Here is a 24,544-nt window from a genome sequence, read left to right as displayed (position 1 = left end):
TGCTCCCGTGCCCGGCGCCAGGCCGGCTCCTCACCGCTGACGCGCGGTTCGGGTCGCTGTGCCGTCCGTCTCGGATCAGTCGAGCGCCCCGTCCCCGAGCTGGTCGCGGATCAGGCTGATCAGCTCATCGTCGTCGGCGGCCTGGACGAGATCGGTCTCGGCACTGTCCGCGGCGGCCGGTCGGTCGGCGGTCCACTTGTCGAGGAATGCCTGCAAGCGGACGGTAACCCGTGCTCTGGACAGTCCGTCCGGCGGCGAGTCGGCCATCGCCGCCTCCAGGCTGTCCAGTGCCCCGATGAGTGGCCCGATGTCGGTGACCGGATCGGCGCCGGGCAGTGTGGCGTGCAGATGGTCGACGAGGGCGGCCGGCGTCGGGTAGTCGAAGACGATCGTCGACGGGAGCGGCGTACCGCACTCGCGTGCCAGCACATCCCGGAACTCGACGGCGGTCAGCGAGTCGAAACCGAGGTCCCGGAAGGGGCGGGCACCGTCGATCTGCTCGTGCGCGTCGTAGCGGAGCACGACGACCAGCGCCCCTCTGATCAGCTCCGTCAGTTCGGCCAGTCGCTCAGCGGTGCTCAGCGTGGCGAGTCGGGCCCGCAGCCCGGTGTCGGCTTCCTCCTCGGTGGGTGTCCCGGTCGACGCCACCGCGCCGGTCGCCTCGGGCAGTTCGCGCAGCAGCGGACTCGGCCTGCCGGAGGTGAACGCCGGGGTGAACCGGGTCCAGTCCACGTCGGCGACGGTCACGTTCGTCTCGCCGTCCTCGACCGCCTGTGCCAGCGCGGCGACCGCCAGGGCCGGGTCGAGCGGTGTGAGGCCGCGACGGCGCAGGAACTGCTCCGCCTCTTGGGACACCGCCATACCGGCGCCGGCCCACGGGCCCCAGGCCACCGAGAGGGCGGCCAGTTTCCGGTCCGCGCGGCGCTGGGCGAGCGCGTCCAGATAGGCGTTGCCGGCCGCGTAGAGTGCCTGACCGCCGCTGCCCCAGGTGGCGGCGATGGACGAGAAGAGCACGAACAGCTCCAGATCGGCGTCCCTGGTGAGCTGGTCCAGATGGGCCGCGCCGAGCACCTTGCCGTCGGTGATCTCCGCGATGTCCGCGAGCCGGGTGGTCTCCACCGGGCCGGACTGAGCGACGCCGGCGGCGTGGACCACGCCGAGCAGGGGCCGATCGGCCGGTACGGCGGAGAGCAGTTCGGCCAGGGCCTCCCGGTCGGTGACGTCGCAGGAGGCGACCGTGGCCTCCGCACCCAGGGCCCTCAGCTCGGCGAGCAGCTCGTCGGCTCCCGGTGCCCGCGCACCGCGACGGCCGGTGAGCAGCAGATGCGACACCCCGCGTTCGGCGAGCCACCGCGCGACCGAGGCGCCCAGTGCGCCGGTGCCGCCGGTGACCAGCACGGTGCCCGGCCGAGACGGCGTCCAGGCCTCGGCGACCCAGTCCGGTCGGTCCGCCCGGACGAGGCGACGGGCGAGGAACCGGCCCTCACGCAGGGCGAGTTGGTCCTCCCCCGTGTCACCGCGCAGCACGGCGGCCAGCCGGGTCAGGTCCTGGTCCCCGTCCGAGGACAGATCGACCAGGCCGCCCCAACGGTGCGGGTGTTCGAGCGCCACGGCCTGCCCGAAGCCCCACACCCGCGCGTGCTCGGCCCGGGTGACCCGGTCCGCCGCGTCGACCGCGACGGCGCCGCGGGTCAGGGTCCACAGCGGAGCGGTCCACCCGGCGTCGCCGAGGGCCTGGACGAGTGTGAGGGCCACCGCCAGGTCGGCCCGGCGGCCCGCCGGGTGGACGACTCCGCGGAAGTCGCCCACCAGCGCGCCGAGTCGTGCGGCCAGCTCGTGCCGGTCGGGGTGGGTCGCGTCGACCGGCAGGGGTACGACGTGGGCGCCGGACCCGCGGAGTGCCTCCCCGACGCCGACGCCGTACTCGTCGCCCGCCTCGGTGACCAGGAGCCACGTGCCGTCCAGGGGGGCGTCCGGTACCGCGACCGGTGTCCACTCCACCCGGTAGCGCCAGCCGTCGACCGCCGCGTACTGCCGTGACTGCCGACGCCATGACGACAGTGCCGGCAGAACCTCCGCCAGCGCGTCCGGTCGTGCGGCCAACCGCAGGGTGCTCGCGACCTCGGTCACGTCCTCGCGTTCCACCGCCGCCCAGAACCGGGACTCCACCGGGGCCTGAGCCGGTGCCGGTGCCGCGGTCGCCGGCTCCGGCCAGTACCGGTCGCGCTGGAACGCGTACGTGGGCAGTGCGATCCGTCGGCCGTGCGGGGGCACCGCCGCCGTCCAGTCGACGTCGACCCCCACAGCCCAGATCCGGCCGAGCGCCTCCCACACCGTACGCACCTCGTCGCGGTCCCGCCGCAGGACCGGGGCGAAGGCGCCGGTCACGCCGGCCCCGCGCGCCATCGCGCACAGCACGCCGTCCGGGCCCAGTTCCACGAAGCGGGTGACGCCCTGTTCGGTCAACTGCCGCACTCCGTCGCCGAATCGGACGGTCTCGCGTACCTGCCTCACCCAGTAGTCGGGTGTGGTCAGGTCCGCGCCGGCCGCCGCGGGGATCACGGGGACGCGGGGCTCGGCGAAGGTCATCGTCTCCACGACCTCCGCGAACCCGGCCAGCATCGGCTCCATCAGGGCCGAGTGGAAGGCGTGCGACACCGTGAGACGGCTGGTCCTGCGGCCCTCCGCCGACCACCGCGCCGCGAACTCCTCGACCACCTCGGTCACACCGGAGACCACGAGCGAGGACGGGCCGTTCACCGCGGCGATGTCCAGCCGGCTCCGCACGGCGTCGAGGATCTCGGCCTCGGTCGCCTCGACCGCGAGCATCGCGCCGCCGGCGGGCAGTGCCTGCATCAACCGGCCGCGTTGCGCCACGAGCTCGCAGGCGTCCGCGAGCGAGAGGACACCCGCGCAGTGAGCGGCGGCGATCTCCCCGATCGAGTGGCCGAGCAGGACGTCGGGGACCACGCCGAAGGACTCCAGCAGCCGGAAGACCGCCACCTCGACGGCGAACAGGCCGGCTTGGGCCCACACCGTCCGGTCCAGTCCGTCGCCGTCGAACACCACGTCCCGCAGCGGGCGTTCGTGCTTCAGGTCCAGCTCGGCACAGACCGCGTCGAAGGCGTCGGCGTAGGCCGGGAAGGCCTCGTACAACTCCCGTCCCATACCGGCCCGCTGCGCGCCCTGCCCGGTGAACAGGAACGCCGTGCGGCCCTCGCCGGTCGTCTCCGAGATCAGGCCGGCGGCCGGTTCACCGGTGGCCAGTGCGGCGAGGCCGGCCATCAGGTCGTCGTAGCCGGTGCCCATGACCACCGCACGGTGCTCGAGGTCGGCTCGGGACAGCAGAGACCTGGCGACGTCCGCCGGGGCCACCTCCGGCCGCGCGGACAGGACTTCGTGCAACCTCCCCGCCTGCGCGGCGAGCGCGGTGGCGGACCGGCCGGACACCAGCCAGGGCGGTGTCGTCCCGTCGCCCGGGCGATCGGTCGGGGCCGCCTCGTCCGCCGGGACCGGTTCGGCCTCCAGGATGACGTGGGCGTTGGTACCGCTGATGCCGAACGAGGAGACGCCCGCCCGGCGCGGACGGTCCGCCTCGGGCCACGGTCGTGCCCGAGTCAGGAGCTCCACCGCGCCGGCCGACCAGTCCACCTGCTCCGTGGGCTCGTCGGCGTGCAGCGTCGGCGGCAGCGTGCCGTGTCGCAGCGCCAGCACCATCTTGATCACGCCCGCGACACCGGCGGCCGCCTGGGTGTGGCCCAGGTTCGACTTGATCGAACCGAGCCACAGCGGCCGGTCGGCGTCCCGGTCCTGGCCGTAGGTCGCCAGCAGCGCCTGCGCCTCGATCGGGTCGCCGAGTCTGGTGCCCGTACCGTGTGCCTCGACCGCGTCGACCTCCGACGGCGACAGCCGGGCGTCCGCCAGTGCCTGCCGGATGACTCGCTGCTGGGACGGGCCGTTGGGTGCCGTCAGACCGTTGGAGGCGCCGTCCTGGTTGACCGCGCTGCCCCGTACCAGCGCGAGGACCCGGTGCCCGTTGCGGCGGGCGTCCGCCAGCCGCTCCACCAGCAGGACGCCGACGCCCTCGCCCCAGCCCGTGCCGTCGGCGTCGGCCGAGAAGGCCTTGCAGCGGCCGTCGTCGGCCAGGCCGCCCTGCCGGGCGAACTCGGTGAACGCCGCCTCGGTGGACATCACCGACACACCGCCGGCGAGTGCCAGATCGCACTCGCCGCGCCGCAGCGCCTGCGCGGCCAGGTGAAGGGCCACCAGCGACGACGAACACGCCGTGTCGACGGTGACCGCCGGCCCTTCCAGGCCGAAGGCGTACGAGACCCGGCCGGACAGCACCGCCGCCGCGTTACCGGTGGCCGCGTGGGCGTCCAGGCCCTCGTCGGCGGATCCGGCCAACACCACCGGGTAGTCCTGTCCGTTGGTGCCGACGAACATCCCGACGGAACGACCGCGTACCGCGCGCGGGTCCACTCCGGCGGATTCGAAGGTCTCCCACACCGTCTCGAGGAGCAGCCGCTGCTGGGGGTCCATCGCCAACGCCTCGCGCGGGCTGATCCCGAACAGCCCCGCGTCGAACTCCGCGACGCCGTCGACGAAGCCGCCGCGCAGCGTGGGGGAATCCGGGAGCGCGGTGAGATCCCAGCCTCGGTCGGTGGGGAACGTCGTCATGGCGTCCACCCCGCCGATGAGCAGGTCCCACAGTTCGTCGGGGGAACCGACACCGCCGGGCAGCCGGCACGCCATCCCGACCAGCGCCAACGGCTCGTCCGCCGCGGTGACGGCTCGCGTCGCGGCCACGACGGCCGGTGCCGGCACCGGTTCGCCGCCGAACAGTTCCTCACCCAGGTACCGCGCCAACTCCGCCGGGGTCGGCCGGTCGAAGACCAGGGAGGCGGGCAACCGCAGCCCGGTCCGTACGCCGGCCAGGTTCCGGAACTCCACGGCCGCCAGCGAGTCGAAGCCGAGGTCCCGGAACGCCTGGCCGGCACCGACCGCCTCCGCCGAGCCGTGCCCCAGTACCGTCGCCGCCCACGAGCGGACCGCCGCCAGCAGCATCGCGCCGCGCCGCGCCGCCGGTGCCGCCGTCAGCTCCGCCCGGAACTCCGTGGCCGGGTCGGCCTCGGTGGCCGGGGTACGGGCGGACGCCGCTTCGGGCAGTTCCGTCAGCAACGCGCTGGCGCGCGCGCCGGTCAGCCCGGCCGCGAACTGCGACCAGTCGATGTCGGCGATGACCGGGTCCTGGTCACCGGGCACCAGAGCCCCCGCCAACGCCGCGACGGCCAGTTCCGGGTCCAGTGGTGACAGGCCACCGCGCCGCAGCCGGTCGGCGACCGCCTGGTCGTCGGCCGCCATACCGTCCTGCGCCCAGGGGCCCCAGGCGATCGAGACCCCGGGCAGCCCGCGGGCCCGGCGGCCCTGCATCCACGCGTCGACGAAGGCGTTGGCGGCGGCGTAGTTGCCCTGTCCCGCACTGCCCACCGTTCCGGCCAGCGAGGAGAACGCCACGAAGAACTCCAGCTCCGCTCCCCCGGTCACCTCGTCCAGTGCGACCAGTCCGGACACCTTCGCGGCCAGTACCGTCTCGAAGCGTTCCGGGGTGAGCGCGTCGAGCGTGCCGTCGTCCAGGACCCCGGCGGCATGCACCACACCGATCAGCGGGTGCTCGGCCGGGAGCCGCTCCAGTGCACCGGCCAGCGCCACGCGGTCGGTGACGTCGCCGGTCTCGACCGTGACACGGGTACCGACGTCGGCCAGTTCGCCGACCAGTCCGGTCACCCCCGGAGCCCGCGTACCCCGTCGGCCCATCAGCACGACGTGGGGTACGCCCCGGTCGGCGAGCCAGCGGGCGACCACCGCGCCGAGCGCTCCGGTGCCACCGGTCACCAGCACGGCACCGGGCCGCGACGGCGACCACGGGGTGCTGCCGGCCGACTCGGCGCGCACCAGGCGACGGCCGTACACGCCGGCCGCGCGTACCGCCACCTGGTCCTCACCGGTGTCGCCACCGAGGACGGCGGCGAGGCGTGCTCCGGCTCTGGCGTCCAGGACGGACGGGATGTCGAGGAGCCCGCCCCAACGGTCCGGCTGTTCCAGAGCCGCGACCCGACCGAGTCCCCAGATCTGCGCCGACACCGCGGCGGGCGACGCGTCCGACCGCCCGACCGAGACGGCGCCGCTGGTCAACGCCCACAGGGGGGCGTCGATCCCGGCGTCGCCGAGCGCCTGGAGCAGGCTCAGGGTCAGCCGAAGGCCGGCGGACGGACCGGGGCGCGGGGTCTCGTCGTCCGCCCAGGCCGCGAGTGAGACCACCCCGCTCACCGGGCCCACCGCGGCGAGTCGGGCGGCGAGCGCCGCCCGGTCCGAGCTGGTGGGGACGAGCCGCACGGCCTCGGCGCCCGCGCCGACCAGTGCGGAGGACACCTCTCGGGCGGGGGCGGGGGTCGGCTGGGACTCCGGGACGACCACCAGCCAGCGGCCGGTCAGGGCCGGGTGCGCGGGCAGGTCGGCGACCGGGCGCCAGGTCGCGAGGTAGCGCCATGAGTCGATCGCGGACTCCTTGCGCCGCTGCCGCCGCCACGAGGAGAGCATCGGCAGCGCGGCTCCGAGCAGGTCCAGAGTCCGGGGGTCGTCCAGGAGGTCGGCGAGCGCGTCGATGTCCTCGTGCTCGACCGCATCCCAGAAGCGGGAGTCCGTCGCATGGGCTGCCGGGCGCGTGACCGCGGCGGTGGCACGCGGCCAGTACCTGTCGCGCTGGAACGGGTAGGTGGGCAGGGCGACCCGGCGACCGCCGGGTGCCGTCGTCGACCAGTCGGCGTCCGCGCCGTCGGTCCACAGCTGGGCCAGGGCGAGCAGCGCGGTGACGGTGTCGTCCCGGTCGGCTCGCAGGACCGGGGCGCACACGGCGTCGATGCCGGCCTGTCGAGCCATCCCGCACAGCACCCCGTCCGGGCCCAGCTCCACCAGGCGGGTCACGCCCTCGCGCCGCAACCACTCGACCCCGTCGGCGAACCGGACGGCTTCGCGGACCTGTCGTACCCAGTAGTCCGGGCTGGACAGGAGGCCGGGCTCGGCCGGCCGGCCGGTCAGGTCGGACACGACGGGGATGCGGGGCTCGGCGAAGGCCGTCTTCTCCAGCACGGCGGCGAACTCGGTGAGCATCGGCTCCATCAGCACCGAGTGGAACGCGTGCGACACGGTCAGCCGGCGCGTACGACGCCCCTGGTCGCGCCAGAGGGCGGCGAACTCCTCGACCGTCTCGGCCGCGCCGGACACCACCACCGACGACGGGCCGTTCACCGCCGCGACGTCCAACCGGCCCTCGATCACCTCGACGACCTCGGCCTCGGTCGCCTCCACCGCGAGCATCGCCCCGCCGACGGGCAGCGCCTGCATCAACCGCCCGCGTGCCGCCACGAGCCGACACGCGTCCGGCAGCGAGAACACCCCGGCGCAGTGCGCCGCGGCCAGCTCGCCGACCGAGTGGCCGAGCAGCACGTCCGGGACCACGCCCCAGGACTCCAGCAGCCGGAACACCGCGACCTCCACGGCGAACAGCCCGGCCTGCGCCCACACCGTCCGGTCCAGGCCGGTGCCGTCGAACACCACGTCCCGCACCGGGTGCTCCAGGTGCGGTTCCAGTTCGGCGCAGACCGCGTCGAACGCGTCCGCGTACACCGGGAAGGTCTCGTACAGTCCACGTCCCATGCCCGCGCGCTGCGCCCCCTGGCCGGTGAACAGGAACGCGGTACGCCCCCGCGTCGCCTCCGCCGACAGCGTGTGGGCGGCGGTCCCGCCTCGGGCCAGCGCGGCGAGGCCGGCGAGGAGTTCGTCCCGGTCGGTGCCGACGACCACCGCTCGGTGATCCAGGGCCGCCCGGGTGGTGGCCAGCGACCAGGCCACGTCGTACGGGTCGATGTGGCGCTCGGCCACCAGCCCGCGCAGTCGCGCGGCCTGGGCCCGTAGACCGTCGGCGGTCTTGGCGGACAGCGTCCAGCCCAGTGGGCGCGGGGCACGCGCGGGTACGGACGCTTCGTCGTCGGACGACGGCGCGCTCTCCAGCAGGATGTGCGCGTTGGTGCCGCTGATGCCGAACGACGACACCCCGGCCCGGCGCGGACGGTCGGTGACGGTCCAGGGTCGGGCGTCGGTGAGCAGCTTCACCGCGCCGGTGGACCAGTCGACGTGCGGGGTCGGCTCGTCCACGTGGAGGGTCGCGGGGAGTACGCCGTGTCGCATGGCCATGACCATCTTGATCACGCCCGCCACCCCCGAGGCCGCCTGGGTGTGGCCGATGTTGGACTTGACCGAGCCCAGCCAGAGCGGGCGGTCCTCGTCCCGGCCCTGTCCGTACGTCGCCAACAGGGCCTGTGCCTCGATGGGATCGCCCAGGCGGGTTCCGGTGCCGTGTGCCTCGACGACGTCGACCTCGCCCGGAGCCAGGCCCGCGGTGGCCAGCGCCTGGCGGATGACCCGCTGCTGGGACGGGCCGTTGGGCGCGGTCAGTCCGTTGGACGCGCCGTCCTGGTTGACCGCGCTGCCGCGCACCACCGCGAGGATCTCGTGGCCGTTGCGGCGAGCGTCGGAGAGTCGCTCCAGCACCAGGACACCCACGCCCTCGCCCCAGCCGGTGCCGTCCGCACCGCCCGCGAACGACTTGCAGCGCCCGTCGGAGGCCAGTCCGTCCTGCCGGTCGAACTCGGCGAACGCCGCCGGCGACACCATGACCGTCACACCGCCGGCCAACGCCAGCTCGCACTCGCCGTTGCGCAACGCCTGCGCCGCCCAGTGCAGCGCCACCAGCGACGAGGAGCACGCGGTGTCGACGGTGACCGCCGGTCCCTCCAGACCGAAGGTGTACGCCACCCGGCCGGAGATCACGCTGTTGGCGGTGCCGGCCAGCAGGTACCCGCCGGCGCCTTCGAGGTCGTCGCCCGCGCCTCCGTACCCCGAGGAAGAAGCACCGGCGAAGACGCCGACCGGTCGGCCGCGCAGCGAGCGCGGATTCAGCCCGGCGGACTCGAACGCTTCCCAGGAGGCTTCGAGCAGCAGCCGCTGCTGGGGGTCCATCGCGAGCGCCTCACGTGGGCTGATTCCGAACAGACCGGCGTCGAACTCCGTCGCCCCGTCCACGAATCCGCCCCGTGCGGCCGCTCCGGCCACGACGTCGCTCGGCCACTCGCGGTCGGCCGGGAACTCGGCGGTGCCGTCGGCACCGTGCGCGACCAGCTCCCACAGCTGCTCGGCGTTGCGCACCCCGCCCGGGTAACGGGCGCTCATCCCGACGATCGCGATCGGTTCGTCGACGGCGCCGACGGCGGTGGGGCCGGCGTCCGTGCCGGTTCGCTCCAGGAGTCCGGCGGACAGGTGCTCGGCCAGTGCGGTGGGGCTTGGGTGGTCGAAGACCAGGGTGGCGGGCAGGGTCAGCCCGGTGTCCGCGCCGAGCAGGTTGCGCAGCTCGATGGCCGTGAGCGAGTCGAAGCCGGCGTCGCGGAAGGACCGGTCCGGGTCGATCGCCTCCGCGGAGGCGTGCCCGAGCGAGACGGCCGCGCGGGCCCGGATCAGGTCGAGCAGCATGCCGTGGCGGCGGCTCTCGGGGGCCGCGACCAGTTCGTCGCGGAAGGTCGAGCCGCGCTCGGCGGCGTCGGTCGCCGGTGCCAACGCCTGTGCTGCGTCCGTCAGTTCGGTGAGCAGAGCGCTGTCCCGGCCGGAGGTGAAGGCCGGGGCGAACCGCTCCCAGTCCACGTCGGCGACGGTCACACAGCTCTCGTCGAGTTCCACCGCGCGTTCCAGCGCGCGCAGGGCGAGGTCCGGTGCCATGGCGACCAGGCCGTGGCGGTACAGGTACTCCTCGGCCCCGCCCTGCGCGGCCATCCCTTCGCCCTCCCAGGGTCCCCAGGCCACGGAGGTACCGCTGCGTCCGTGCGCCCGCCGCTGCTCGACGAGCGCGTCGAGGTGGGCGTTGGCGGCCGCGTAGACGCCCTGCCCGCCGCTGCCCCAGGTCGCCGCGATCGAGGAGAAGACCACGAACAGGTCCAGATCGGTCTCACGGGTCAGCTCGTCGAGATGAGCCGCGCCCGTCACCTTGCCGTCCAGGACGCGGGTGATCTCGGCTTCGTCGGTGTCGGCGAGGGGTACGGCCTGTCCGAAGCCGGCCGCGTGCACGACGCCGGTCAGGGGGTGCTCTTCGGGGATCGCGTCCAGGACGGCCGCCAGCGCCGTGCGGTCGGTGACGTCGCAGGCAACGACGGTCGCCTCGCAGCCGTGAGCGGCCAGTTCGGCGGCCAGCTCGGTGGTGCCCGGCGCGTCGGCGCCCCGACGTCCCAGGAGCACCAGGCGCGGTGCTCCTCGTTCGGCCAGCCAACGGGCCACCCGCTTGCCGAGGGCTCCGGTGCCGCCGGTGACGAGGACGGTCCCGGAGGGCGTGTACGGGGTGCCGGTCGGTTCGCCGGCGGCGGCGCGGACCAGTCGGCGGCCGTACGCGCCGGAGGAACGTACGGCGACCTGGTCCTCACCCGTGCCACCGGCCAGTACGGATATCAGGAGGCGGGCGGCGCGGGCGTCGAACTCGGCCGGGAGGTCGATCAGCCCGCCCCAGCGGCGCGGCTGTTCCAGCGCCGCCACCCGCCCGAGTCCCCAGGCCTGCGCCTGGGCCACCTCGCGCAGCGGATCGGAGCGGCCTATCGACACCGCCCCGCTGGTGAGCATCCACACCGGTGCGTCCAGCTCCGCGTCGTCCAACTGGCGAAGGAGCGCCACCGACTCGGTGACGGCGTCGCTGGACGGGGCCAGCGCGACGACTCCGGCGACGGTGGCGGACGCGTGGGCGCCCTGCCGGTCGGCCTCGCGGTCCAGTGGGGCGACCTCGGCTCCGGCCGCGCGGAGTGCCTCGGCGAGACGGGCGGCCGGTTCGGCGTCGGCCGGGGCGGCCGCGACCAGCCAGGTGCCGGACAGGGTGGCGGGCGTGCTGGTGAGGTGCTGGAGCGGGGTCCAGGTGACGCGGTAGCGCCAGGAGCCGATCACCGACTCCTGGCGGCGGGAGCGCCGCCACCGGGAGAGCGCGGGGACCAGGGCGTCCAGAGGGGCGGAGGCGTCGGGCAGGCCGATGGTGTCGGCGAGTTCGGTCAGATCCGCGCGGTCGACGGCCGCCCAGAACCGGGCCTCGTCCGCGTCGGCGGGGGCGGCCGGGTCGGCCACCGTCGACGGCTCCGGCCAGTACCGCTCCCGCTGGAAGGCGTACGTCGGCAACGCGACCCGGCGGCCGGCGGGCAACACCGCCGGCCAGTGGATCTCCGCGCCGGCGGCCCACAGCCGACCGAGCGCGGCCAGGGCGGTCTCGTGCTCGTCCCGGTCACGGCGCAGTACCGGCGCGAACACGGCGTCGGCGGCGGTCTGCTGCGCCATTCCGCAGAGCACGCCGTCGGGGCCGACCTCCACGAAACGGGTGACGCCGCGTTCGGTCACCTCCGTCACGGCGTCGGCGAACCGGACGGTCTCGCGTACCTGGCGCACCCAGTACTCGGGGGTGGCCGGCTGCGCGCCCGCCGTCGCGGCGACCAGGGGGATGCGGGGTGCGCAGTAGCTCACCGACTCCGCGACCGAGGCGAAGTCCGCCAGCATGGGCTCCATCAACGCCGAGTGGAAGGCGTGCGACACCGTCAACCGGCTGGTTCTGCGCCCCTCTCCCCGCCACTTCGCGGCGAACTCGTCGATCGTCCCGGCGTCACCGGAGACCACCACCGACGAGGGTCCGTTCACCGCGGCGACGTCCAGTCGGCCCCGCACGTCCTCGACCACCTCCGCCTCGGTCGCCCGTACCGCCAGCATCGCCCCGCCGGCGGGCAGCGCCTGCATCAGCCGGCCTCGTGCGGCGACGAGCGCACACGCGTCGGCGAGCGAGAACACCCCCGCGCAGTGGGCGGCGGCGATCTCACCGATCGAGTGCCCCAGCAGTACGTCGGGGACCACACCCCAGGACTCCAGCAGCCGGAACACCGCGACCTCGACCGCGAACAGCCCGGCCTGCGTCCAGACCGTCCGATCGAGGTCGACGCCGTCGAAGACCGCCTCGCGCACCGGGCGTTCCAGCCTCCGGTCCAGTTCCGCGCAGACCGTGTCGAACGCCTCGGCGAACACCGGGTACGCCTCGTACAGCCCTCGCCCCATACCGGCCCGTTGCGCACCCTGGCCGGTGAAGAGGAACGCCGTGCGCCCCTCGGCGACCGCGCCCGAGACCACGTTCGCGGCGGGTTCGCCGCAGGCCAACGCGGTCAGCCCCGCGACCAGCTCGCCGTGGCCTTCGCCGACGACCGCCGCCCGGTGGTCCAGCGCGGTCCTGGTGGTGGCCAGCGACCAGGCCACGTCGTGCGCTTCGGCCCGCGCCGCGGAGAGGGTGGTCGCCAGTCGTTCCGCCTGGGCGCGCAGGCCCTCGGGGGTATGCGCGGAGACCAGCCAGCCGACCGGGCCGGGCGTGGACGGGATCGTGGGCGTGGCGTGGGAGTGGGCGGGCCCCGCCGCTTCGAGGATGACGTGGGCGTTGGTGCCGCTGATGCCGAACGACGACACTCCGGCCCGGTGGGGCCGGTCGGACAGCGGCCAGGGGCGTGCCTCGGTGAGCAGTTCAACCGCACCGGCCGACCAGTCGACGTGCGGGGTGGGCTCGTCCGCGTGCAGGAGCGTGGGCGGCAACACCCCGTTCCGCATCGCCAGCACCATCTTGATGACGCCCGCGACGCCGGCGGCGGCCTGGGTGTGTCCGATGTTGGACTTCACCGACCCCAGCCACAGCGGACGGTCCTCGTCCCGGCCCTGTCCGTACGTCGCCAGCAGCGCCTGCGCCTCGATCGGGTCGCCGAGCCGGGTGCCGGTACCGTGCGCCTCGACCGCGTCGACCTCCGACGCCGCGAGCCGCGCGTTCGCCAGCGCCTGACGGATCACCCGCTCCTGGGAGGGGCCGTTCGGCGCCGTGAGACCGTTGGAGGCGCCGTCCTGGTTGACCGCGCTCCCCCGCACCACGGCCAGTACCTCGTGGCCGAGCCGCTCCGCGTCCGACAACCGCTCCACCAGCAGCAGGCCGACGCCCTCGGACATACCGGTGCCGTCCGCGGCGGCGGAGAACGCCTTGCAGCGTCCGTCCGAGGCCAGGCCGCGCTGGCGGTCGAACTCGGTGATCACGCCCGGGGTCGCGAGGACGGTCACGCCGCCGGCGAGCGCCATCGCGCACTCGCCGTTGCGCAGTGCCTGCACGGCGAGGTGCAGTGCCACCAGCGACGAGGAGCACGCGGTGTCGACGGTGACGGCCGGTCCCTCGAGGCCGAAGGTGTACGCCAGCCGGCCGGACGCCACGCTGGTCGTGGTGCCGGTCATCAGATGGCCGAGCGCGTTGTCCGGCAGTCGCATGCCGTAGCCGTACTGCGCGTGCGCGGCACCGATGAACACGCCGGTGGAGGAGCCGTGGGCGTCCGAGGTGGCGATACCGGCGGACTCGAACGCCTCCCAGGCGGTTTCGAGCAGCAGCCGCTGCTGGGGATCCATGGCGAGGGCCTCGCGCGGCGAGATCCCGAACAGGGCGGCGTCGAAGTCCGTGGCCTCGTCCAGGAATCCGCCGCGCGCCGCCTCGGCGCCGACGATGTCCAGCGGCCAGCCCCGGTCGGCCGGGAAGCCGGAGGTCGCGTCCATGCCCTCGCTGACCAGCGGCCACAGATCGGCCGGCGAGGCGACTCCGCCGGGGAGCCGGCAGGCCATGCCGACGATCGCGATGGGTTCGCCGGGCGCGGCGGCGGTCGTCGGGGGCGCGGCCGGGGTGGGGGCGGGCTCGCCGCCCAGGCGGGTGCTGAGGTGTTCGGCGAGCACGGTCGGGGTCGGATGGTCGAAGACGAGGGTGGCGGGGAGGCGGAGCCCGGTCGCGGTGTTGAGCCGGTTACGGAGTTCGACCGCGGTGAGCGAGTCGAAGCCGAGGTCGCGGAAGGCCTGGCGGGCGCCGACGGCATCGGCCCGGGCGTGGCCCAGCACGGTCGCGGCGTTGCCTCGGACGAGGTCCAGTACGAGGTCGCGCCGGTCGGCGGCGGACAGCCCGAGCAGCCGGGTGGCGAGGACGTTGTGGGTCTCCTCGTTCCGGCCGGCCGCGCGTCGGCCGGCCGCGCGTCGGCCGGCCGGGCGGATCAGGCCGCGCAGCAGTGCGGGGACCTCCCCGCCTCGGGCGAGGTCGAGGGGGATGGGCAGCAGATGCGGGGTGTGTGTCGCGGAGGCGACGTCGAACAGTGCCAGGCCCTGCTCGGTGCTCAGGGTGGCGCCCGTCCGGCCTCCGGTCGGGGTGGCGTCGTCGAGGAGGTGGCCGGTCATGGTGCTGGCCTGCTGCCAGAGGCCCCAACCGAGGGACTGGGCGGGCAGTCCACGGGCGCGGCGGTAGGAGGCGAGCGCGTCGAGGAAGCTGTTGGCGGCCGCGTAGTTGGCCTGGCCGCCGGTGCCGAGGGTGGCCGAGGCGGAGGAGTAGAGCACGAACAGGGCGAGGTCGGTGTCCAGGGTGAGGTCGTGCAGATTGACGGCGGCGTCCACCTTGGGGCGGAGCACCGCCTCGACCCGCTCCGGGGTCATCGACTCGAAGACGCCGTCGTCGAGGACGCCGGCCGCGTGTATCACTCCGGTCAGCGGATGCCGGTCCGGAATCGCCGTCAGTACGTCGGCCAGCGCGGCCCGATCGGCGGCGTCGCAGGCCACGACCGTAGCCCGGGCACCCATGGCGTGCAGGTCGGCGAGGAGCTCGGTCGCGCCGGGGCCGTCCGCGCCCCGACGGCTGAGCAGCAGGATGTTCCGTGCTCCGTGTTCGGTGACCAGGTGCCGGGCGAGCAGGCCGCCGAGCGTGCCGGTACCGCCGGTGATGAGGACGGTGCCGTCGGGGTCGAGCGGCGTCGGGACCGTGAGCACGTTCTTGCCCACGTGCCGCGCCTGGCTGATGTGCCGGAAGGCGGACACCGCGTCCCGTACGTCCCAGGCGGTGACCGGCAGCAGCTCCAGTACGCCGGTGTGGAACAGGTCGAGAACCTCGCCGAGTATCTCCCGTACCCGGTCGGCGCCGGCCTCGGCGGGGTTGAACGCCTGGTAGCGCACGCCCGGGTGGTCGGCCGCGACCTGTGCGGCGTCGCGGAGGTCGGTGCGGCTCAGGTCGGCGAACCGGCCGCCGTCGCCGAGGAGTCGCAGGGACGCGTCGACGAACTCGCCGGCGAGTGAGTTCAGCACCACGTCCACGCCCCGGCCGTCGCTCGTGGCGCGGAAGCGCTCCTCGAACGCGAGGTCCCGGGAGGAGGCGATGTGCGCGTCGTCGAGGCCGGCGGCGCGCAGGGTGCCCCATTTGCTGGGCTTGGCGGTGCCGAACACCTCCAGGCCGAGGTGGCGGCCGAGTTGTACCGCTGCCATGCCGACACCGCCCGCGGCGGAGTGCACGAGCACCGATTCGCCCGGCCGGGCGCGGGCCACGTCCACCAGCCCGTAGTACGCGGTGGCGAACACGACCGGTACGGCGGCCGCCTGGGCGAAGGTCCAGCCGGTGGGCACGGGGGCCAGCAGTCGCCGGTCGGTGACCGCGCGGGAGGCGATTCCGCCGGTGAAGAAGCCGAACACCCGGTCGCCCACGGCGAGGTCGTGCACCCCGGGGCCGGTCTCGGTCACGACGCCGGCCGCCTCGGCGCCCATCTGCGCGCGGTCCGGGTACATGCCGAGGGCGATCAGGACGTCGCGGAAGTTGACACCGGCGGCGCGTACGGCCACCCGCACCTGACCGGCGGTCAGCGGGGCGTCGGCGTCGGGCGCGGGGAGCATCGCCAGGTGGTCGAGGGTTCCCTCGTCGGTGACGTCCAGTCGCCAGGCGGCGGGTCCCGAGGGGAGGGGCAGGCCGTCGTCGGCGGCGGACGGGCGGACGAGACGGGGTGCGCGGGCCCGGCCGTCGCGTATCGCGACCTGCGGTTCGTCGTCGGCGACGGCCCAGTTCGGCCAGACGTCGCCGTCGGTGCCGGCGGGGTCGCGGTCCAGCAGGACGATGCGGCCGGGGTGTTCGGACTGCGCGGAACGCAGCAGGCCCCAGACCGACGCTCCGGCGAGGTCGGTCACCGACTGGCCGGGCACGGCGGGGACGGCTCCGCGGGTGACGACCACCAGACGGGTGTCGAGGTACCGGTCGTCGGCGAGCCAGTTCTGGACGGTGCGGAGCACGTCCTGGGTGGTGAGGTGGACGGTGTCCGCCGACAGGGCCGCGTCGGGCGCGGGCTGGGGGAGGGTGAGGACCGCGACGGGGGGCGGCGGCGTGTCGTGTGCCGGGGTCGGTCCGTCGGGGTCGAGGCGCAGCCATGCGGAGGTGTCGGGCGGGGCGTTGCCGGGGTCGGGCAGCACGGTCCAGTCGAGGGCGAACAGGGCCTCGCGCAGGCGTTGTTCGCCGACCTGCCGCAGGGCCTCGGGGGTGATGTCGCGCAGTACGAGGGCCTCGACGGTGACGACGGGTGCGCCGGTGGGGTCGACGGCTCGTACGGTGAGGCCGTCGGGGGTGTCGGTGAGGGCGACGCGGAGTACGGTCGCCTCGGTGGCGTGGAGTGTGACGCCGTGCCAGGCGAAGGGGAGTCGGGTGCCGGAGTCGGCGTCGGAGTCGGCGTCGGCGTCGGTGACCGCGACGGCGTGCAGGGCCGCGTCCAGCAATGCCGGGTGTATGCCGAAACCCGCGGGGTCGACCGCCTCGGGCAACTCCACTTCGGCGAAGACGGTGTCGCCGTCGCGCCACACGGCCCGTAGGCCCTGGAACGCCGGACCGTAGCCGTACCCGGCCTCCGCGAGTCCGTCGTAGAAGCCGGCCAGGTCCACGGGACGTGAGCCGGGCGGCGGCCACGTCGTCGACTCCGTGGGCGCGTCCGCGGCGGACTCGCCGAGCAGTCCGGTCGCGTGGCACACCCAGGCGGCGTCGTCGGAGGGGCGGGAGCACACCTCGACGGAGCGGTCACCGGAATCGTCGGGCGCACCGATGCCGACCTGGAGCGCGACGCCGGCCCGGTCGGAGAGCACCAGCGGCGTCTGTAGCACCAGTTCCCGCAGGAACCCACTGCCCACCTGGTCACCGGCGCGGAGTGCCAGCTCCGCGAACGCGGTACCGGGCACCAGTACCTGGCCGCGCACCGCGTGGTCCTGGAGCCAGGGGTGTGACGACGGCGACAACCGCCCCGTCAGCACCGCACCGCCGCTCGGCAGGGCGACGGTCGCGCCCAGAATCGCGTGGTGCAGGCCCTGTTGCCCCACCGCGGACACGTCACCGGACATCACGGGGCGCGGCCAGTAGCGTTCACGTTGGAAGGCGTAGGCCGGCAGTTCCACGCGGCGTCCGGCCGGTACGACGGAGGACCAGTCGACCCCGGCACCCGCCACCCACGCCTCGGCCAGGGCCGTCAGGAAACGCTCCTCACCCCCCTCACCACGACGCAGCGAACCCACCACCACGGCATCCACACCCGCCGCCTCAGCCGTCTCCTCCACACCCACCGCCAGCACCGGATGAGGACTGCACTCCACGAACACCGACCGCCCATCGGCCAGCAGCCCACGAGTCACCTCCTCGAACCGCACCGTGGAACGCAGATTCTCGAACCAGTACCCCGCGTCCATCGACGCCGTATCGATCGGAGCACCCGTCACCGTCGAATACAACGGAACACCCGACGACACCGGCGCCACCTCCGCCAACTCCGCCAGAATCCGCTCCCGCACCCCCTCCACCTGCACCGAATGCGACGCGTAATCCACCGGAATCCGACGCGCCCGCACCCCCCGCACCCCACACAACCCCAGCAACTCCTCCAACGCCCCCGGCTCACCCGACACCACCGTCGACCCCGGACCATTCACCGCCGCCACCGACAACCGCCCCCCGAACCCACCCACCAACTCCTCCACCACACCCCGGCCCTCAGCAACCGACACCATCCCCCCACCACCGGCCAGCGCCAGAATCGCCCGGCTCCGCAACGCCACCACCCGCGCCCCGTCCTCCAACGACAGACCACCCGCCACCACCGCCGCAGCGATCTCCCCCTGCGAATGACCCACCACCGCAGACGGCACCACCCCACACCCACGCCACAACCGCGCCAACGACACCATCACCGCCCACAACACCGGCTGCACCACATCCACCCGCTCCAACAACCCCTCATCACCACGCTCGATCACCTCCCACAACGACCACTCCACCCACGGCTCCAACGCCGCCTCACACTCCGCCAACGCCTCCCGGAACACCCCCGACCACCCAGCCAACTCCCGCCCCATCCCCACCCACTGCGACCCCTGACCCGGAAACACGAACACCACGTCCCCGGGGACCACTCCACCCGCCACCACGCCCGAGGACGCCACACCGGCGGCTACCGACTTCAGGCCTTCGGCCGCGCTCTCACGGTCGGCGCCCAGCACCACCGCCCGGTGCTCCAACCCCGCCCGCGACAACAGCGACCAGCCCACGTCGACCAGGTCGGGTCCGGACGTACCGGAGACCAGTTCCCGCAACCGGTCCGCCTGCGCGGCAAGGCCCACGACCGACTTCGCCGACACGGTCAACGGCACCCATGCGGAGCCGGTCGAAGGTTCCGGCGTCGGGGCCGCCACCGGCTCGGCCTGCTCGATGATCACGTGCGCGTTGGTGCCGCTCATCCCGAACGACGACACACCCGCCCGACGCGCACGCCCCGTCTCGGGCCACGCCCGCGACGCGACCGCCAGCCGCACGGCACCGGTCGTCCAGTCCACGTGCGGAGTCGGCTCATCCACATGCAGCGTCGCCGGAACCGTGCCGGAGCGCAGCGCCTGCACCATCTTGATGACGCCCGCCACCCCCGCGGCCGCCTGTGTGTGCCCGATGTTCGACTTGACCGAGCCCAGCCACAACGGACGGTCCTCGTCCCGGCCCTGTCCGTACGTCGCGAGCAGCGCCTGCGCCTCGATCGGGTCGCCCAGCCTGGTCCCGGTCCCGTGCGCCTCCACCACGTCCACGTCCGACGCCTCAAGACGCGCGTTGGCCAACGCCTGCCGGATCACCCGCTCCTGCGACGGACCATTGGGAGCCGTCAGACCGTTCGACGCACCGTCCTGGTTGACGGCACTCCCCCGCACCACCGCCAGCACCTCATGCCCCCGGCGCACCGCGTCGGACAACCGCTCCAACACCAGCACGCCCACGCCCTCGGCCCACCCGGTACCGTCCGCCGCACCCGCGAACGCCTTGCACCGCCCGTCGCCCGCCAACCCACCCTGCCGGTTGAACTCGGCGAAGATGCTCGGTGCCGCCATCACCGTCACGCCGCCGGCCAGTGCCCTGTCGCACTCGCCGTTGCGCAGCGCCTGCACCGCGAGGTGCACCGCCACCAGCGACGACGAACACGCCGTGTCCACCGTCACCGCGGGCCCTTCCAGGCCGAACGAGTACGCCACCCGGCCCGAGATCACGCTGTTCGATCCGCCCGCCAGCACGTGCCCTTCGGCGGTGGTGAAGAGGTCGGTGCCCAGGCCGTAGCCGGACGACGCGGCGCCGATGAGTACGCCGGTACGGGTGTGGTTCTGCGAGAGCGGGTCGATGCCGGCGTGTTCGAAGGCCTCCCAGGACGCTTCCAGCAGCAGCCGCTGCTGCGGGTCCATCGCCAGCGCCTCACGCGGCGAGATCCCGAACAGCGCAGCGTCGAACTCCGTCGCTCCGTCGACGAATCCGCCCCGGCGGGCGTAGTCGCCGTCCCCGCCCTCGGGCCAGCCACGGTCGGTGGGGAAGTCCGTGACGACGTCGCGGCCCGAGGCCACCAGGTCCCACAGTTGCTCGGCCGAGTTGGCTCCGCCGGGGTAGCGGCAGCTCATGCCGACGATCGCGATGGGTTCGTCGGCGGCGGCGGGGGTGTCGAGGGAGGGCGCGGCGGCGGCCGCGGAGGTGTCGCCGAAGAGCCTGCCGAGCAGGTGGTCGGTGAGCGCGGTCGGCGTGGGGTGGTCGAAGACCAGGGTGGTCGGCAGGGGCAGCCCGGTCTCGGAGGTGAGCAGGTTGCGCAGTTCGACGGCGGTGAGCGAGTCGAATCCGAGGTCGCGGAAGGCGCGCCGGGGTTCCACCACGGCGACGTTCGTATGCCCCAGTACCTGCGCGGTGTGCGTGCGGACCGCGTCCAGGAGCAGCCGGTGCCGTTCGGTTTCGGGGGCGGCGGCGAGCGCGTCGCGCAGTGCGGTGGACGGGGTGTCGGCGTCGGTGGTCGCCCTGGCCGGGACCCGTGCGTCGGGGAGTTCGGCGAGCAGGGGGCTCGGGCGGGCGGAGACGAACGCCGGAGCGAACAGCTTCCAGTCGACGTCGGCGACGCTCACGGTGGTCTCGTCATGGTCGACGGCCGAGGCGAGCGCCCGGAGAGCGACCGTACGGTCCATCACCGACAGGCCACGGCGCCGCAGGAACGCGGCGACCTCGTCGTCGGCGGCCATGCCGACCTCGGCCCACGGCCCCCAGGCGATCGCGGTTCCGCTCAGACCTCGGTGCCTGCGGTGCTCCACCAACGCGTCGAGGAAGGCGTTCCCGGCCGCGTAGGCGCCCTGGCCGCCGCTGCCCCAGGTCGCGGCGATGGAGGAGAAGACGACGAACAGGTCCAGTCCGTCGGTGAGTTCGTCGAGCAGGGCCGCGCCGGTGACCTTGGCGCGCAGCACCTCGGCGACCTCGGTCTCGTCGGTGTCCAGCAGCCGGCCCGGCGTCCCGACGCCGGCGGCGTGCACCACACCGGTGAGCGGGAACTCGGCGGGTACGGCGGCCAGTACGGCGGCCAGGGACTCACGGTCGGCCACGTCGCACCCGGCGACGGTCACCTGGGTACCCAGCGCGTGCAACTCGGCGCGGAGTTCGTCGGCGCCGGGTGCGTCCGCGCCGTGCCGGCTCAGCAGCAGCAGGTGCGGCACCCCGCGCCGGGCGAGCCATCGGGCCACCTCACCGCCGAGCCCTCCGGTTCCACCGGTGACCAGTACGGTGCCGTCGGTCGTCCACCGGGGTGCGGAAACCCGCGGCAGTGGTGCCCGTACGATCCGGCGGCCGTACGCCTGCCCGTCGCGGAGCGCGACCTGGTCCTCCCGGGCCCCGCCACCGAGCAGCGCGGCCAGCAAGTCGCCGGTGCTGTCGTCGCCGTGGGCCGGCAGGTCGACCAGTCCGCCCCAGGTGGTGGGGTGCTCCAGGGCCGCGACCCGGCCGAGCCCCCACAACGGTGCCTGCTCCGGGTGGAGCAGCGGGTCACCGTCGCCGGTGGACACCGCGCCCCGGGTCAGGCACCACAGCGGGGCGGCCGGCTCCGCGTCGGCCAGGGCCTGGTAGGTGCGGAGCAGCGCGGCGAGGTCGGTGGGTCGCGACGGTCGTGGGCTCGTGCCGCCCACGACGACCACGACGCCGTCCGGGGCGGCGGCGGTGAGCCGCTCGGTGAGGACGGCTCGGTCGTCGGCCGCGGTGAGGGTGAGTTCGACGACCCGCGCGCCGGAGGCACGGAGGGCGTTCGCCACGTGCTGGGCGTCGTCGCCGGCGTCTGCGGTGACGAGCAGCCAGGTCCCGGTGAGGGAGCCGCCCGGGGTGAGGGTGAGCGGCTTCCATCGGGCCTGGTAGCGCCAGGAATCCAGGAGGGAATCCTGGCGCAGGGAGCGTCGCCAGGACGACAGCGCCGGTACGAGGTTCGCCAGGGACTCGGGGTCGTCGCGCAGTCCGAGGGTGTCGGTGAGTCCGGTGAGATCAGCCCGTTCCACCGCTTCCCAGAACCGGTCCTCGTCCGGTGAGGTGGACGGCTGGGCGGCGCCCGCGTCGGGCAGCGCCTCGGGCCAGTAGCGCTCGCGCTGGAAGGCGTACGTCGGCAGCTCGACCCTGCGGCCCGCGGGGAGCAGTGAGCGCCAGTCCACCTCGGCGCCGGAGGTCCACAGCCGGGCCAGTGCGGTGAGCGCGGTGGCGGTGTCGTCCCGGTCCCTGCGCAGCAGGGGTGCGCACACGGCGTCGGCGGCGGTCTGCTGGGCCATGGCGCAGAGCACCCCGTCGGGGCCCAGCTCGACGAAGCGGGACACGCCCTGTTCCCGAAGCCGTGCCACCCCGTCGGCGAACCGGACCGCCTGCCGCACCTGCCGCACCCAGTACCCCGGGTCCGACAGCAGGCCGGACTCCGCCACCTCGCCGGTCAGGTTGGACACCACGGGGATGACGGGATCGGCGAAGTCCAGCTTCTCGACCACGGTGGCGAACTCGGCCAGCATGGGCTCCATCAGCGCGGAATGGAACGCGTGCGAGACCGTCAGCCGGCGGGTACGGCGCCCCTCCCCCGTCCAGCGCGTGGCCAGCGCGTCGAGGGTCTCCTCGGAGCCGGAGACCACCACCGACGTGGGGCCGTTGACGGCGGCGATGTCGGCCTGGCCGGCGATCATCTCGACGACCTCGCTCTCGGTCGCCTCGACCGCGAGCATCGCGCCGCCGGAGGGCAGCGCCTGCATCAGCCGGCCCCGCGCCTCGACGAGTCGACAGGCGTGTGCCAGCGAGAGGACGCCGGCGCAGTGCGCGGCGGCCACCTCACCGATCGAGTGGCCCAGCAGCAGGTCCGGGGCGACGCCCCAGGACTCCAGCAGCCGGAACGCCGCGACCTCGACGGCGAACAGACCGGCCTGCGTCCACGCGGTCCGGTCCAGCTCGGTGCCGCCGTCGAACACCACGTCCTTGAGCGGACGGTCACGCCTCGGGTCGAATTCCGCGCACACGGCGTCGAAGGCCTCGGCGAACACCGGGAACGACTCGTACAGTCCTCGCCCCATGCCGGCGCGTTGTGCGCCCTGGCCGGTGAAGAGGAACCCGGTCCGGCCCTCGTCGATCGTTCCCGTGACGACGCCGCCGGCCGGGTGCCCGATGGTCAACGACGCCAGTCCGTGGCGCAGTTGTGCCTCGTCGGTGCCGATCACCACGGCGCGCCGGGTCAACGCGGCCCGGGTCGTGGCCAGCGACCATGCCACATCGGCCGGATGCTCCGCGTGGTCCGTCAGCCGGCCGGAGAGACGCTCCGCCTGTGCGCGCAGCGCCTCGGACGTCTGCGCGGACACCGGCCAGAGCAGCGGCCCCGGCAGCGGGCCGGCGCCGGCGTCCGCCGGTTCCCCCGCCGACTCGTCGCCGGGGAGCGGGGCCGGTGCTTCCTCCAGGATCAGGTGGGCGTTGGTGCCGCTGACACCGAACGCGGAGACGCCGATCCGCCGCGGCACGTCCGTGCGGGGCCATGGGCGGGCGTCGGCGAGCAGGCGGACTCCGCGGCCCTCCCACACGACGTGGGGCGTGGGGACGGCGACGTGCAGGGTGCGGGGCAGCAGGCCGTTGCGCAGCGCCAGCACGCTCTTGATGACGCCGACCACACCTGAAGCGGCCTGGGTGTGACCGAGGTTGGACTTGGCCGAACCGAGCCACAGCGGGCGGTCGTCGGTGCGGTCCCTGCCGTAGGTGTCCTGCAGCGCCTCCAGCTCGATCGGGTCGCCGAGCGCCGTGCCGGTGCCGTGTGCCTCCACCGCGTCGACGTCGACGGTGGTGAGCTGGGCGTTGGCGAGTGCCTGGCGGATGACGCGCTGCTGGGAGGGGCCGTTGGGCGCGGTGAGACCGTTGGACGCGCCGTCCTGGTTCACCGCGCTGCCCCGGATGACCGCGAGGACGTCGTGGCCGTTCCGGCGCGCGTCGGAGAGGCGTTCCACGAGCAGTACGCCGACCCCCTCGCTCCAGCCGGTGCCGTCGGCCTCGGCGGAGAACGACTTGCACCGCCCGTCGGAGGCCATGCCGCCCTGCTTGCCGAACTCGGTGAACGCCGCCGGGGTGGTGATCACGGCGACGCCACCGACCAGCGCCCGGCCGCACTCGCCCTGCCGCAACGCCTGGACCGCCAGGTGGAGGGCGACCAGCGACGAGGAGCAGGCGGTGTCGACGGTGACCGCCGGGCCCTCCAGACCGAGCACGTAGGACAGCCGACCGGACAGTACGCTGCCGGCGCTGCCGGTCAGCTGGTAGCCCACGGTGGACTCGGGCAGCCGGCCCACCGTGTCGTACCCGGACGGTGAGGCGCCGACGAAGACGCCGGTGTCGCTGCCGGCCAGCGAGTGCGGGTCGATGCCGGCCCGTTCGGCGACCTCCCAGGCCGCTTCCAGCAGCATCCGCTGCTGGGGGTCCATCGCCAGCGCCTCGCGCGGGTTGATCCCGAACAGGGCCGCGTCGAACTCGGCGGCGTCCGGGACGAACCCGCCGCGTCGGGTGTAGCCACCGGTCTCGGCCACGGTCTGGGTCCAGCCGCGGTCGTCGGGGAAGTCGACGATCGCGTCGGTGCCGTCCGCGAGCAGCCGCCACAGATCCTCGGGTGCGCCGACGCCGCCGGGCAGCCGGCAGCTCATCGCGACGATGGCGATGGGTTCCCGGGCCGCCTGCCGCATCTCCCGGTTCTGCCGACGGAGCCGGTCGACTTCCTTGAGCGAGGCTCGGAGGGCCTCGACGGCCTTGTCGCTACGAGTGTTCATCGAG

The 24,544-nt window shown here is 74.2% G+C and carries 1 protein-coding gene; it reads right to left on the bottom strand.

Features of this window, described 5'->3' with window-relative positions; translation table 11 throughout:
* Nucleotides 1-75: 75 nt before the first annotated feature.
* Nucleotides 76-24,540, bottom strand: coding sequence for a type I polyketide synthase (locus SAM23877_RS41585; RefSeq protein ID WP_159042034.1), 24,465 nt, complete (start codon nt 24,538-24,540; stop codon nt 76-78).
* Nucleotides 24,541-24,544 lie beyond the last annotated feature (4 nt).

Source organism: Streptomyces ambofaciens ATCC 23877, assembly GCF_001267885.1.
Lineage (GTDB): Bacteria > Actinomycetota > Actinomycetes > Streptomycetales > Streptomycetaceae > Streptomyces > Streptomyces ambofaciens.
This window is presented reverse-complemented; position numbering and strand designations above follow the sequence as displayed.

Bases quoted from the DNA above. Each gene is read 5' to 3' on its own strand.
- SAM23877_RS41585 (WP_159042034.1), bottom strand. From the start codon at position 24,540: ATGAACACTCGTAGCGACAAGGCCGTCGAGGCCCTCCGAGCCTCGCTC.